11 protein-coding genes are annotated in these 14,703 nt (G+C 45.4%); 7 read left to right on the top strand and 4 right to left on the bottom strand.

Annotated elements, in window-relative coordinates; translation table 11 throughout:
* Positions 1–132: 132 nt before the first annotated feature.
* The 3 genes from DR864_RS14660 to DR864_RS14650 all read left to right on the top strand — a co-directional run bounded on the left by DR864_RS14660 (position 133) and on the right by DR864_RS14650 (position 2,998).
* Entirely contained in the window at positions 133–717 is a 585-nt protein-coding gene (locus DR864_RS14660) for an RNA polymerase sigma factor (RefSeq protein WP_114067684.1), read from the top strand.
* On the top strand, positions 710–1,981 hold the full coding sequence (locus DR864_RS14655; RefSeq protein ID WP_114067683.1) for a carboxypeptidase-like regulatory domain-containing protein: 1,272 nt from the start codon (positions 710–712) through the stop codon (positions 1,979–1,981). The genes DR864_RS14660 and DR864_RS14655 overlap by 8 nt, the downstream gene beginning before the upstream one ends.
* Positions 1,982–2,116: 135 nt before the next feature.
* The gene (locus tag DR864_RS14650) at positions 2,117–2,998 is read left to right on the top strand and encodes a porin family protein (protein ID WP_114067682.1); all 882 of its coding nucleotides are present in this window, start codon (positions 2,117–2,119) and stop codon (positions 2,996–2,998) included.
* A gap of 58 nt (positions 2,999–3,056) precedes the next feature.
* Here DR864_RS14650 and DR864_RS14645 read toward each other — a convergent pair whose 3' ends face one another.
* The 4 genes from DR864_RS14645 to DR864_RS14630 form a co-directional block, all read right to left on the bottom strand.
* Complete coding sequence (locus DR864_RS14645; RefSeq protein WP_114067681.1) at positions 3,057–3,350, bottom strand: winged helix-turn-helix domain-containing protein; 294 nt, start codon at positions 3,348–3,350, stop codon at positions 3,057–3,059.
* Between the two features lie 36 nt (positions 3,351–3,386).
* A complete protein-coding gene (locus DR864_RS14640) occupies positions 3,387–4,031 on the bottom strand; it encodes a hypothetical protein (protein WP_114067680.1) in 645 nt (214 codons plus the stop codon).
* Between the two features lie 5 nt (positions 4,032–4,036).
* The gene (locus tag DR864_RS14635) at positions 4,037–4,414 is read right to left on the bottom strand and encodes a diacylglycerol kinase family protein (protein WP_114067679.1); all 378 of its coding nucleotides are present in this window, start codon (positions 4,412–4,414) and stop codon (positions 4,037–4,039) included.
* A gap of 97 nt (positions 4,415–4,511) precedes the next feature.
* A complete protein-coding gene (locus tag DR864_RS14630) occupies positions 4,512–5,261 on the bottom strand; it encodes a DUF1361 domain-containing protein (RefSeq protein ID WP_114067678.1) in 750 nt (249 codons plus the stop codon).
* Between the two features lie 172 nt (positions 5,262–5,433).
* Here DR864_RS14630 and DR864_RS14625 point away from each other — a divergent pair, with 172 nt between their 5' ends.
* From DR864_RS14625 to DR864_RS14610, 4 genes are all read left to right on the top strand, one after another.
* A complete protein-coding gene (locus tag DR864_RS14625; RefSeq protein WP_229599391.1) occupies positions 5,434–8,451 on the top strand; it encodes a SusC/RagA family TonB-linked outer membrane protein in 3,018 nt (1,005 codons plus the stop codon).
* An 86-nt stretch (positions 8,452–8,537) separates the two neighbouring features.
* A complete protein-coding gene (locus DR864_RS14620) occupies positions 8,538–9,872 on the top strand; it encodes a RagB/SusD family nutrient uptake outer membrane protein (RefSeq protein ID WP_114070288.1) in 1,335 nt (444 codons plus the stop codon).
* A 177-nt stretch (positions 9,873–10,049) separates the two neighbouring features.
* The gene (locus DR864_RS14615) at positions 10,050–13,202 is read left to right on the top strand and encodes a SusC/RagA family TonB-linked outer membrane protein (protein WP_114067677.1); all 3,153 of its coding nucleotides are present in this window, start codon (positions 10,050–10,052) and stop codon (positions 13,200–13,202) included.
* Between the two features lie 20 nt (positions 13,203–13,222).
* Entirely contained in the window at positions 13,223–14,653 is a 1,431-nt protein-coding gene (locus tag DR864_RS14610) for a SusD/RagB family nutrient-binding outer membrane lipoprotein (protein ID WP_114067676.1), read from the top strand.
* The last annotated feature ends 50 nt before the right edge of the window (positions 14,654–14,703 follow it).

Here is a 14,703-nt window from a genome sequence, read left to right as displayed (position 1 = left end):
TTTTTTTGTGGAAAAGATCGAAGCACTGCATCTATTGTCAAAAGCGCCCTTAATTGAGGGCGAGTCTGGGTTTCCGTTTCAGACTTTTACATTTTCAGTTTATCATTTTTCGGTTCAAACACCTCTAATCCCTTGTTTCTAAAAATATTTCGTCGTAAAACTGCCCTTACCGATGCCGAATACCTGTCGGACTACCGCCGCACGGGCGATTTGACGGGGCTGGGAGAGCTGTATGAACGGCACATGGACATGGTTTTTGCGGTGTGCTTTCGGTATTTGCGGCAAGAAGACGAAGCCAAAGACGCGGTAATGCAAGTGTTTGAACAATTGATTACGGATTTAAAAACTCACGAAGTTCAAAACTTCAAAAGCTGGTTGCACAGCGTAGCGCGAAATTATTGCCTGATGCAACTCCGCCAAAAACGGGTAGCGGTGGGAGATGAGGGCATTTTTGAGCAGGAAGCGTACGAAAATTTCGTGGCCGAACCGCCCGAAAAAGAGGATTGGCGAATAGAGACTCAATTGTCTGATTTGGGGGATTGCCTGCAAATCCTCGCGCAAGAGCAGCGCCGCAGCGTAGAGTTGTTTTATTTCCAACAGTTATGTTATCAACAGATTGCCGAGCAAACGGGTTTTGCAATCACCAAAGTCAAAAGTTATCTCCAAAATGGCAAGCGAAATTTGAAACTGTGCATGGAGGGCAAACAACATGGCTAAACCTAAAAAATACATCGAACCATCAATTGAGCAACTGCGCCGTTATGTGGCGGGGGAGTTGACGCCTGCTGAGCAATATCAAATTGAAAAAGCGGCGTTGGAAAACGAGCGGATGGATGATACAATTGAAGGATTACGGGCGATAAAAAAAGCTAATGTTGAAGATAAAAAAGCCCTAAAGGAGTTACGTGAGCGACTTCATCAACGCGTAGAAAAAAAGCAACAATCGTGGCTGCCGTACTATTATGCCTCGGCAGCGGCGGTGGTGTTGGTTGTGGGGTTGGGTTGGTGGATGGCCTTGAAGAAGGAAATGCCCGGGAAGGCTTCATCCGCCATTGCGCAACGACAACCGTCACCTATACTAAAACCTGAATCAGTGCCTGCTGTAGTGGGAAATCAACCGTCCTCGATTGAGTCATCGGCGAATACTGAGCATTTTGCCCCTAAGCCTGCGTCCACGTCCAAAAAAGAGGCTGCGACAGAAATTGCGGCGGCACTCAAACCAACGCTGACTTTGGAAGAAAAAACGAATGATGTGCCCGCGCTGGAGGCCGCACCTGCGACCGTACAAGTGCAAGATTCGGGGAAAAATGAGGCTGGAAGCGCCCAAATACCCGAGAAAGTTGAGATGGCTCCGACGGCGGCATTAGCCAAAAGAAGTGCGTTTAGCGCGGTCAAAAACGAAGCTGTTTTTACGGTTCGTGGTAAGGTGCTAACCGCCAATCTGCAGGCGCTGCCAGGAGTGGCACTACAACTTAAAAATCAGTTGAGGGGCGTGAGTACCGATGCGGGAGGCAATTTTGTATTACCAAATGTACGCCGAGGCGACGAAATCACGGTCTTATCGGTGGGGTTTGAGAAAATGCAGCTTACCGTCAGTGATTCCGTTATTGCCCCCATTGTATTGAAAGAAGATGAGCAGCCTTTGAGTGAAGTAGTAGTAAGCGCCCCGCCAAGAAATGCTAAAATAATGAACCGAGAGGTTGGTCCTCAAAACGGTTGGAAAAAGTACAAAGACTACCTTGAGAATTCAGCCAAGGCCTATATTGCCCAAAATCCTCAGGCACCAAGAGGGCAAGTTAAGCTTTCTTTTGTGGTAACTTCTTCGGGAGAGTTGGTTGATTTTAAGGCTATTAATAAAGCAGATTCGCAGCTTTTTGAAGAAGCAATACGCATCGTCAAAAGCGGTGATTCTTGGGAGCCTGGTTTGCGAAGCGGGCAATTGGTGGCCGATAAAGTATTGGTATCGGTTCGGTTTGAGTAAAAACACGTAGAAACACCTACTAAAAGATAGTACAACCACCCTAAAAAAAAAGGAAATAAGTATCGAATTTTGTGTTTCAAAAACCGTTACTTTACAAAAAGTACCGCAAACCCATATCTATTTTATCTACTCTATATGAACAGACTCCTTACGTTGATTTTCGGTGCGGCCCTGACGGCAGCTACTACTTCGGGCAGCATGTATGCGCAAACGACTACTCCGACCAAGCCCGCTGAGCCTCAGCCGAGTCAGAGTATGCAGGAAATGTATGATAAACTGCACGGAAATACAAACAAAAAACCTGCCACTCAGCCTACTAAGTCAAAGACAACTACCCCTCCTAAATCGACGACCAAACCTCAGACCGCCCAAAAATCAGCTCCTGCACCTGCCCCCAAAGCCGCTGCTCCTGCCGAAGAAGGCGGATTTAAGTTTAAAGTGGGTCTAAGGGGAGGAGCGAATTACTGCAATTTCTCGGTTCCTTCGTCACAAACAAGTTCTGGTGTAACCCTTGAGCCTATCATCGGCTACCACGGAGGGCTTATTTTGAGCTTTGGCGGGAAAGTGTTTTCGGTGCAGCCCGAAATTTTATACTCGCAGGTGGGGTTAAAATCGACCACTAGACAAGGAGGAGTGACTTTGTCGGGCGAGAGTAAAATCAATACCGTGACCGTGCCTGTATTGCTCAAATTTGCGCTGGGAGGGGAGTCGTTTAAGTTTTTTATTAACGGAGGAGGTTATGGAAGCTACGCGCTAAACGGAAAGACCAAAATCACGCTCAACCAACAAACGACCACAACAGACATTAAATATGAGAAAGGTGACCCCCGTATTGAATATGGAGCGGTAGGAGGCGCAGGAATATCGCTTGGGTTAGGAAAGGCCCAATTATTAATCGAAGGCCGTTATTACTACGGTTTGGGAAATGACGACGGCGATTTGGATGCCAACGAAAAAAACTTTGTGCGTAACATTCAAGGCTCTATTGGGATTTTAATTCCGATTGGAGGGAAATAAAACTTACTTAAAAGGATGGTTAAGTGCCTGATGCTTTGGTATCAGGCATTTTTTGTTTCTAATATTGCCCCGTTCGAATGAAAGCCTCCAGCGCATTGAGGTGATTGGTAAACGCCAGACGGCCTTCGGAAGTGGCACCGTAAGTAGTATTGGGTTTTCTGCCCACAAATTGTTTCCGAACAAGCAAGTACCCCTGCTCTTCAAGCGCGCGCAGATGAGTGGCAAGGTTGCCGTCGGTGAGGTTGAGCAATTCTTTGAGTCCATTAAAACTCAAAGATTCATTGACCATCAACACCGACATAATTCCCAGCCGCGCTTTACTCTCAAAGGCTTTATTGAAATGTTCGAGCATTCGTTATTAATTAATAATTGTTTGTAAAAGAATGACTTATGAATGAGAAGTTCCTCTTTCATACTTAAAATACATCAATGTGCCGTAAACAATGTGTAATACCCCGAACCCAAAAGCCCAGACCAAAAGATTATACCCGGTCAAAAATAAAGAAATCAGGCCTAAGATTACTTCCAAGATACCTAAATATTCGAGGTCACGAACGGTGTATTTGCTGGCGTTGAGTAGGGCCAAGCCATAAAAAATGAGCGTAGCTGGAAAACTTACCCACAGCATATTGCGGTAAAACATGGCCAAACAGAAAATTCCACCCGTAACCAACGGAATCAGTAAGCTGGCCAGCATCCGTTTAGAAACAGGATTCCAGACGCTTTGACCTGATTTTTTAGCTTTACGAATTGTAAAAAAACAGCCCAACAGAATGGCTACAACCAGCACGATGGAGCCATCTATCAAGATAAATTCAATCATGTCGCGCCGGGTGAGCACGGTCATTTGCTCGTTGCTCTCGTAATTAAAAGCGTCTGTTTTTAGCCTTAAATAAGCAACCGAAGCTCCGATAAGTGCCGTAATGCCCGCAAAAACCCCTGACAAGCCGCTGAGTGAAAGGAATTTAGACGACCGATGCATTAAGTCTCGGATTTCTGAAAGAGCCTGAATCGAATCTTGTTGAGAATTCATGATAGTTAAAAGGTAAAAGAGAATGACGTTATAATAGCTTTACCAAAAATAATAACCCCTGTGATGGCTGCTGTAATGGCCATAATTAGCACCCCAGCCGCGGCCAGATCTTTAACCGCCTTGATTTGGGGGTGAATACTAGGAGATACCACATCACATAGTTTTTCAATGGCGGTATTAAAGGCTTCGGCGGCCCAAACGCCACCAACCACGATAGTGATTATCACCCAATCTAAGTAAGTAAGACCAATGATTATCCCCGCAATGACAACGACCAACGCTGCCAATAGATGAAAACGAGCATTGTTTTCATATCGAAACAAAGCGACTATTCCTTCAATGGCGTAACCAAAGCTACGGAGCATTTTGCGTACGTTGATCATAGTTGTCTACCTAGTAGAGATGTTCTCATTCAATCGGTTATATTGCCTTCGGTTTCGTTTGTTAAATCCTGTATTTGGATAGAAAAGTTGCTTTTCATTAAACATTTTCTTCCACCTTGGTCTTTAATGTATAAATCCAAAAAGCAATATACATAATGAGCATAGCCAGAGAAAAGGTAATGGTTAGTTTCATGGCCATTGGATTATATAAATTAGAAACGCTATATTTAACAAGAGAAAAAGGATTGGTAAGTACATCCCAGCTGTTCCAGCGACCAAAACGACCCAAATAAACGCCATAACTCGATAAAACCAAACATCCCGCCATAATTACCCAAGCTGTAATTCGATGGGTAATTTGTCCGATTAACCGATGAATCATTAAAACTGAATACAGCCCAGTAAGCAAGCCAGCCAGTGCAAAAGAGAAGGTCATGAGAGAGTCGTACCAAAGTAGATAATCGGGAACCTCCTTCAAATGAATTAAGTCTGTAATTAAATAAGGCGCATTGGGAAAGAGCAACAGCCATAAAATCACCCCTGCCGAAAGTCCATAGCGATTCAGTAATCGGCGTTGCCAACATTGACGAGTAATATGGGCACAAACCAACGGAAGCCACGCCAAAAATAAATTCCAGAATAATCCCCAATGCTCAAGAGAGCCCGTAAGGGCAATACGTCCCGCCAGCATCACAATACCGATACCAGATAGAAGTACTAAGAGGAGTATTTTGATTTTTACCATAAAAAGAACTTTGTTTTGCAAAGTAAATAAAAAAACAAATACACAAGACAAATAGAAAAATAAGATTTTGATTTTTAAATATTGCAAGGTATTGTTTAGCATAAATTAATGTTTTATAGTTGTGGTAGTATTTATGTAAGGCATTTATTTTTGTTCTGATTTTTTAACTAATAACAAAATTTTGTATGGATAAAAAAGAGTATATTTAGATTATTATTATTTGCAATTGCCTTCATAAAAGACAACTATTTTACCTTAATTTCAACTAAATCGTATGAGAAAACAATTTACGCTTGCACTGGCGTTGGCAATGCTGATGTCGTGCATTTCTGTGTGGGCGCAGGGACAATCCCTGACGGGTAAAGTAACCGACGGGGCGGGCAATCCATTGCCTGGGGTGTCGGTACTGGTAAAGGGGACCAATAGAGGTGCCACAAGTGCCGCTGATGGGACTTACAAAATTGATGTTCCGGCCAATGCCAAAGTCATTTTTAGTTACGTGGGTTTTTCAAGTAAAGAAGAAACCCCAGGGAGTCGTTCGACGTTGGATGTTGTCTTAATGGAAGATTCACGCCAATTGGAAGAAGTGGTGGTATCTGGTTTGGCTACCAACGTAAAACGCTCCAATTTGGCCAATGCAGTTTCAACACTTTCGGCCAAAGATTTAACGGGAACTACGTCGCCCGTAACGGCCGACGGGGCATTACAAGGAAAACTTGCTGGGGCCAATATTCAGGCCAATGGCTCAATGCCAGGGGGCGGTTTTAACGTTCAGTTTAGGGGTGTTTCTACCTTGGGGAGTTCAGCCTCACAGCCGCTGTTTATTGTAGATGGCGTGTACATTGACAACGGCCAATACTCAAACGGACGCTCGCAAGCCAACAAGGCAACGGGAGGCAGTGCCGCGTCGAGCCAAGATAATAACGCCAACCGCTTAGCTGATTTAAATCCTGATGACATTGAAAGCATGGAGGTCTTGAAAGGGTCTTCGGCCGCGGCTATTTACGGTACACGCGCCAACGCAGGAGTAGTGATTATTACCACAAAGCGCGGAAAAGGCGGCCAAACTAAAGTGTCTTTTGGGCAGGATTTGGGGATGTCGAAGGCGGTAGCGTACTACGGCGGGGCCGATTGGACTGAGCAGAAACTGACCGATTATTTCTCAGCAGATGATATTCCGTTGTTAAAGGCGGCCAAACAAAACGGTACTTATAATGACTGGGAGCGTGTACTTTTTGGAGAAACGGGCGTGATTAAAAATACACGACTGAGCGTAACTGGCGGGACTGAAAAAACCAAGTTTTATGTCAACGGAAGCATTGCTGACGAAACGGGAATTATTAAAAACACCGATTTTAAACGCTATTCGATACGGGCTAACATTGACCACAAACTCAATAATTGGATTGATTTTGGGGTAAGTTCAAACTTTGTTCAGTCAGATAATGACCGTGGTTGGACAGGAAATGACAACTCAAACACCAATTATGGCTATGCGTTGCCCTACACCAGACCCTATATCAATTTATTGCCAGATGCACTGGGCAATTACCCCAACGACCCCAACGTAGGTGAAAACTTATTGGCCATTCGCGACCGTGCGGTGAACAATCAAAAGGTAAGCCGCGTATTCCAAGGGTTTAATGCTAATTTTCGATTGATTAATAATGAAAAAACCTCCTTGACGCTGAAACTGAACGGGGGCCTTGATTATCAGAACCAATTCTCATTGATTTGGCTGCCTTCCGATTTACAGTCTCAGTTAAAAGAAGCCAACCCGGGCTTTTCGCAGGATACGCGCGGGGAGGTAATCAATACTAACTGGCAGGTTTCAGGAGTATTTACCAAAACGGTGATGGACAGCAAACTGAACCTGACGTCTTCGGCGGGCTTGGTACGGCTCAACAACCGTACGCGTCTAAGCTACACACGCGGGCGCGGTTTGCCAGCTGGTGTTTATAATCCAGGTCGGGCCAAGGTCATCGGTTCTGATGTTGAATATCGTTCAAACACCGACGTGGGTATTTTTGCCCAGCAGGAAGCCAATTATGACGACAAAATCATAGCATCAGTGGGTGTACGTTTCGATAAATCAAACCTTAACGGAAACTCGTTTGACAAATTTTTTGCTTTCCCGCGCGCTTCTTTGGCCATCAATTTGACCAAATTCGGGGAGTGGGGCGGCAATACAGTCTCACAGTTGAAACCGCGTATTGCTTACGGACAAACGGCTGGATTGCCCAACTGGGGGGTTCCGTTTTCTCAGTTGAACGTGGTCGGAACCGGTGGTTTGGGTGGCTTGACTCCTTCTACTACCTTAGGAAATGTGAATATTCAACCTGAACGAGCTACCGAATTGGAATATGGTGTAGACTTTGGTTTATTCAACAACCGCGTGACGGGAGAAATTACGCTTTATAATAAAAAAGTATTTGACCTGATTCAGCCATTGGTAACGGCACCTACTACGGGGGTGAGCTCAACGGTAGTAAATGCCGCTGACATGACCAACCGTGGGGTGGAAATCACGCTCGGAACCGACGTTGTAAAAAACAAAAGCATCACTTGGTTTGTGCAGCCTATTTTTTGGTTTAATCGTTCTGAAATCACTCGTTTGGATATTCCTGAGCGCCTAACGGGCGGATTTGGAGCTACCTTCGGTCAGTGGCGTATCAAGCAGGGGTTCTCACCCACACAAATTGTAGGCCAGCCTCGGACGCTTCCCGTAACCGACCCCAACTATGCGACCTCGTGGACTGTTTACGGAGATCAGCAGCCTAAATTTGAATTCTCGCTGAATCAGCGTATTTCATTCCTGAAAAATTTCGAGTTTTCGGCGTTGCTGAATTATCGCCATAAATTTACGGTGGTCTCACTTGCCCGCGTACTGTGGGATGAAGGCGGTAACACCTCTGATTGGAACGGAACCGATGAAGTAGGAAGCGATGGCAAAACGCCCAACGGGATTTACCGCCAAAACGTAAATGGCGTTGATGAAAATGGGGTTCCTAAGCCTGGTTACAACCCAAGCGTGGTAAGCTTCCTTAAGTTGCGTGAAGCGGCTCTTTATTATCGGGTGCCGAAATCTGTTTTGAAAAGTGCCTTTGGTAATGTCGTTGAAGGGGTTCGCGTAGGAGTGTCTGGCAATAATGTGCTGCGTTGGACGGATTATAAAGCAGGTTATGATCCTGAAAACTCCAACTTTGGTTCGGCAGCGCTGGGCAGCGGGGTAGATATCGGAAGTTCGCCGCTCGTTCGTCGTATGATGTTCCATTTGTCGGTTGATTTTTAGTAACGAGTTAACGAGCAGCAGTACAGGCGAGTCAGTTCATGGGCTTTGTTTGCTTTTTGTTCTTAACACATAACCTCAAAATGAAAATGAAAAATTTAAGATATTCCTTTATAATCGCTGGATTGACGGCCATGAGCCTCAACTCCTGCAATGTTCTCAAGACGGATGTTGTCGATGACCCTAACTTCCCCAGTGTAGGTTCAGTACAAAATAACGCCACCAAAGCGCAATTGGACGCCTTGGCCATCGGCCAAATAGCCACAGCGCGCGATGGATTGGCTACGTACCTACAAGTGGTGGGTACGCTCGGTAAAGAGATATTTAACTTTAACTCGACCGAGTCGCGGTGGATGACCGAGTTGAATGGCCTGCGGCCGATTGACAACTCGGCTTTTTACAACGGTGCCACCACCAACTTCGGATTACCAATCCGTCATGCCAACATTACGCTTGCTTCTCTCAACATCACCACATCGGTGTCTGATCAGCAAAAAAATGGCTACCGTGGGTTGGCAAACACGTTTAAAGGATTGGCGATGTTGTATCAACTTAATGTGCAGTATACCAACGGTATTCGTTTAAACATTGAAGACCCTTTTAAGCCCAGTAAAGCAGTGAGTTATACCGAGTCATTGGCGGGAATCGCCAAAGTGCTCGATGAAGGAGCGACTCAGCTGGACGGTGCAGGTGCGGCTTTTCCATTTGCTTTACCTTCGGGATACGCGGGTTTTACAACGCCTGCTGCTTTCAAGAGGTTTAACCGGGCCATTGCTTTGCGGGTGGCGCTGTATCAAAAAGACTTTACCAAAGCCGCCACATTGTTGCCGCAAACTTTTTATGATGCCACGGGAGATTTGAATGCGGGCCCCAAACACAATTTCAATGCCACCCCACCAGATGTGCAGAATCCGTTATTGAATACCTCAACGGTTCGAATTGTAGCGGTTCAGAAACTGATTGAAGACGCCGAAGCGGGAGATGTTCGAGTAGCGGCCAAAGTAAAAGAACAAGCAGCCCCCCTCTCTTATACGTCGGGAGTGACCTACAGTTCAAAGTATCTGACGAGCGTATACACTGGTGCCAACGACCCCGTGTCTATTATTCGCAATGAAGAATTGGTACTCATTGCAGCTGAGATTGCAGCGCAGCAGGGAAATGCTGCTGAAGCAACACGGTTAATCAATATTGTTCGAAAAGCGGCCGGTTTAAGCGATTATAAAGGACTTACCACCAAAGATGCGCTTATCAATACCATTTTGAAAGAACGTCTTTATTCGCTGTTTTACGAAGGTCACCGGTGGATAGATATGCGCCGTTATGAGAAGTTGGGCGAGATATATTTGCCAGTAGCAGGGATGAAAGTGCTTGAAAGGCTCGAACGTCCAGTAGCGGAAGTCAACTGGGACAATGCAAATCCATAGGCGTTCAGCTTGACGTGTATTTTTAACAAAAGGCCGCTCTTTGGAGTGGCCTTTTGTATTCAGAAAGCTATACTTTGTCGCATTTTTTTTGTTTTATTTTTCCGCGTTATAAAAAATTTGTGGTTATTGGCATATCTTTGAGATAGATATTCTTAATCTAAACTAAAAATCACAAGTATGAAAAGAAGGTTTACACTGCCAGCGGCGGTGATAATGCTGCTTTGCAGTATATCACTGTTTGCTCAAGACCGCACTATTACGGGCAAAGTAATTGCCGACGACGGCTCCATCCTCCCAGGAGTAAGTATCACAGTTCGCGGAACTACACGCGGCGCCACCACGGATTCAGAGGGAAGCTACAAAATTGCCGTTCCCACAGGTTCTCAGCTCGTATTTAGCTTCATTGGTTTTACCAATCAAGAAGTAACCGTAGGTACACAAAATGTGATTGACATTCGATTAATGCCAGATGCTACGCAGCTTCAGGAAGTAGTCGTAACGGCGCTCGGTATCTCCCGCGACAAGAAAGCGTTGAACTACTCAGTGCAGGAAATCAAAGGTGACAAAATCACCGCTGCCCGTGACCCCAACGTTGCCAACGCATTGGCGGGTAAAATCGCTGGGGTACAGGTATTAGGGCAATCGGCCGCCAAATTCGGTACGCCCAATATTCGTATTCGTGGCGTAAACTCACTGACTGGTGGAGATCCACTTTACGTAGTAGATGGTACTCCCACTGACATCAGTCAGGTAAACATGGATGATGTAGAATCATTGTCGGTACTGAAAGGACCCTCTGCTACCGCACTTTACGGAAACCGTGCTTCGGGTGGTGTGGTGGTTATTACTACCAAAAAAGCAAAATCAGGCGAGGCAAAGCTAGACATCAATCATAGTACCACTTTGGACATGATTGGTATGTTGCCAAAATACCAAAACGAATATGGAGGGGGGTATTCACAAGAATGGGAGACATTTTCCTTCAACCCTGCCATTCACCCCGCCGATTGGAAATCTTTTGACGGCCAAAAAATCCTGGACTATTCAGCCGATGAAAGCTGGGGCCCCAAAATTGATGGTTCGCCCCACCGTTCGGCGTTCTCATGGCAGCAAGGGCCTGAGTTTGGACAGTTAACTCCGTATTCAGCTCAACCTAATAACGTGCGTGACTTTTTTAATAAGCCAATCAGCAACAACACCAACATTGCCTTTTCAAAAGGAGGAGAGAACTTCCAGTCGCGGGTGTCTTATACGCATATCAGCACCAATGGTATCATTCCTAATTCTAAGCAAAGCAAGGATTTTCTTAGCGCTAAAAATACTATTACGCTGCTAAAAAATTTGACAGCAAACCTTAACATCAATTATACTTCAACCCGTGGTACCAATGTGCCTGCCGATAACTACGGTTCTTCGGGTGGGGTTCTAGGTGGATTTAACCAGACGATAGGGTCGTTTAACCAATGGTTTCAGCGTCAGCTTAGAATCGAAGATCTGAAAAATTACAAAAATCCTGACGGCACTTTTCGTAGCTGGAACATTGGAGGCCCGCTTGATCCTAAACCAAAATATTGGGACAGCCCCTACACACAGATGTATGAAAGCACAAACAGCCGTTTGGATACGCGTTTGTTCGGTGATTTTGGCCTGACGTATCAATTCTCAAAACATTTGAAAGGCTCTGTAACGGCTCGCCGTGACCAACGTCAATACAACCAGGAAGGTCGTGTTGCCTACGGAACACTGAATGCAGGTGGTTTAGGCGCTTTTGCGAACTATGTAGAAAATTCGCGGGAAAACAACTATGAAGGATTGTTGAGCTTTGATAAGGAGTTTGGCAGTCTTTCCGTGATTGCCAACGCGGGTGGAAACATTCGTTATAACTTAGTTGAAACATTTGCACAGGCTACTTCAGGAGGATTGACCAGCCCTGGATTTTACAATATCGCGGCTTCAAAAGACCGTCCTGGAATCAGCAACAACCGTTTTGAGCGCCGGGTAAACAGTCTCTATGGAAACGTGAGCTTGGGTTACAAAGACATTGTTTTTCTGGAAGCATCTCTCCGCAATGACTGGTCTTCTACGTTGCCAGTTGCCAACAATTCTTACTTGTATCCTTCCCTTTCGGGTGGGGTGATTTTGACGGAGTTGTTACCAAGAAATTCGATATTGTCTTATGCGAAAGTTCGCGCAGGATATGCACAGGTAGGTACCGATGTAGGCCCGTACCAGATTTTCCAAACCTACACTACTGGAAATGCCTTCGGTTCAAATGCCACTCAGTATTTGCCGACTTTGTTACCCAATGCTGATTTGAAGCCAGGTTTGTCGTCTTCGTATGAAGCGGGTCTTGACATGAAATTTATGAACAACCGCTTCGGAGTAGAGTTTACTTGGTACCAAAACGACAATAAGAACCAGATTATTCCGCTTCCTGTAGATCCTACCAGTGGCTATCGCAACGCTATCATTAACGCAGGCTTGATTCAAACCAAAGGATTAGAATTACACATTTTTGCCAATCCTGTTAAGTCAGACCGTGGTTTCAACTGGGATTTTGATATTAACTTAGACCGCAACCGTTCGAAAGTAATCAAATTGGCGGATGGCCTAACCAACTATCAATTGGGTGGCCCAACATGGCGTACTCTCACCGTCAACGCCCGTGAAGGTGAAGATTGGGGATTGTTGGTCGGTAAAAAAATCCGCACATTGGATGGCAAAAGAGTGGTAGATGCCAATGGTTTTTACATTGTAGATGACCAAAAATCACTCGGTTCGGTATTGCCAACTTTTAAAGGTGGTTTCTTGAACAGCTTTACATACCGCAACTTGTCGTTGCGCGTCAATACTGACTTTATCGTCGGCGGAAGATTTTTCTCTACCACCCGGATGTTTAATGCGTACGCAGGTTTGGCCGCTGAGACTGCTGGTTTGAACGAGTTAGGCAATCCAAAGCGTGACCCAGTTTCTGCTGGAGGTGGCGTATTGTTGGATGCCGTAACCGAAGATGGCAAGCCAAACACCACCCGCGTAGAAACCCAAGAATTGTACGAAGACAAATTCTTTGCGCTCAATGACCAGTGGACCTACGACCAAACTTACATCAAACTCCGTGAGGTTGCTTTGGGGTATAACTTACCAAAGTCGCTGTTGTCGCGGGTGAAAGTAAAATCTGCCAATATTTCATTCATCGTTCGTAACCCGTTGTTGATTTACAGCGCAGTAGGTGGTGGTCTGGATATTTCAGAATCTGAAACTTTTTGGACAGAAGGTGGTCAGTTGCCTCCAGTACGTTCGTTTGGTTTAAACCTGAGATTGAGTTTGTAAGCATTAAACGCATTTGAATCATGAAAAAATATATTTTAAATACCTTCATCGTAGCGGCCTTATTGTCGGCAGCTACCTCATGCGGCGATAATTTTGGGACGATGAACATCAGCCCAAACAGCCCATCGAATCCCAATACGGCGAGTATCCTGACCGGCGCACTACGTAACGTAGGTGCAGCCGTGACTGGAATTCAGCCTGGCCTCTACGTACAGCATTTCGGTGATGTAACCTACATTGAGGAATCGCGTTACAAAACGGTTAATTTCGATTATAACGGATTCTATGCTGGACCTTTGATGAACCTACAGTTTATTATTCAGCAGAATACCGATGCAGCTACCAAAAGTAATGCGGCCGCTACGGGTTCAAACGCCAACCAAATTGCGACAGCCCGTATTTTGAAAGCGTATTTCTTCCAATTTCTGACTGATCGTTGGGGAGACATCGCTTATTCGGAAGCTTTAAAGGCATCGGGAGATTTTAACCCAAAATTTGATAAACAACAGGATATTTATACTGATTTGTTTAAAGAATGGAAGGAAGCCGCCGCGCAATTTGACGGTGGAAAAACCGTACAAGGGGATATTTTGCTGGGTGGAAATATTGCCCGTTGGAAAAAATTCGCCAACTCGCTTCGCGCCATAGCAGCTCTGCGTCTATCTAAAGTAGACCCTGCTAAAGGTAAAACAGAGTTTGCGGCGGCGGTAGCTGATGGATTGCTTGCTTCCAATGCCGATAACGTAAAGTACGGATATTTATCAGAAGCCAACAATGAGCATCCTTTGTACAACAACTACATTACGACCAACCGCAAAGACTTTGCAGTGGCAAGTACGTTTGTTGATTATTTAAACAAAGTGAATGACCCTCGCTTGCCAGCGATTGCCGATAAAAACATCAACGGAGCGTACCGTGGCGTGCCTTACGGCGTTTTTCCGCCTACTTGGAAAGCGCAGGACGTATCTCTGGCGGCAACGGCCATGCGTCAACAAAACTCATCGGTCAATGTGTTGACTTATTCGCAGGTGCTTTTTGCGCAGGCGGAAGCTGCCCAGTTGGGCTGGATTTCTGGCAATGCCAAGACGTTGTATGAAGCGGCCATCAAAGCTTCTATGGAGCAGTGGGGCGTATATACAGCGGACGGTTTTGATAAGTACATAGCACAACCCGATGTGGCATTTACAAGTGCAAAAGCTATTGAGCAAATTGCAACCCAACGTTGGATTGCTCTGTTTTACCAAAATAGCGAAGCATGGGCAGAATGGCGTAGAACAGGGTTCCCAGTGTTGAAACCTGCTGAGAAACCATTGAACGGGGGCACCGAAATTCCTCGTCGTATGGCTTATCCGACCACGGCACCCACGTTGAATAAGACCAACTATGATGCAATCGTTACCAGCCAAGGTGCCGATGATCAATACACTCGTGTATGGTGGGATAAAAAATAATCAGATGAACAAACAGTAACAAAAATGGGGCGTGAGCCCCATTTTTGTTT

The sequence above is a fragment of the Runella rosea genome, from assembly GCF_003325355.1.
Taxonomy (GTDB): domain Bacteria; phylum Bacteroidota; class Bacteroidia; order Cytophagales; family Spirosomataceae; genus Runella; species Runella rosea.
The sequence above is the reverse complement of the archived record's forward strand: the minus strand, read 5'-3'. Positions and strand labels throughout refer to the sequence as shown.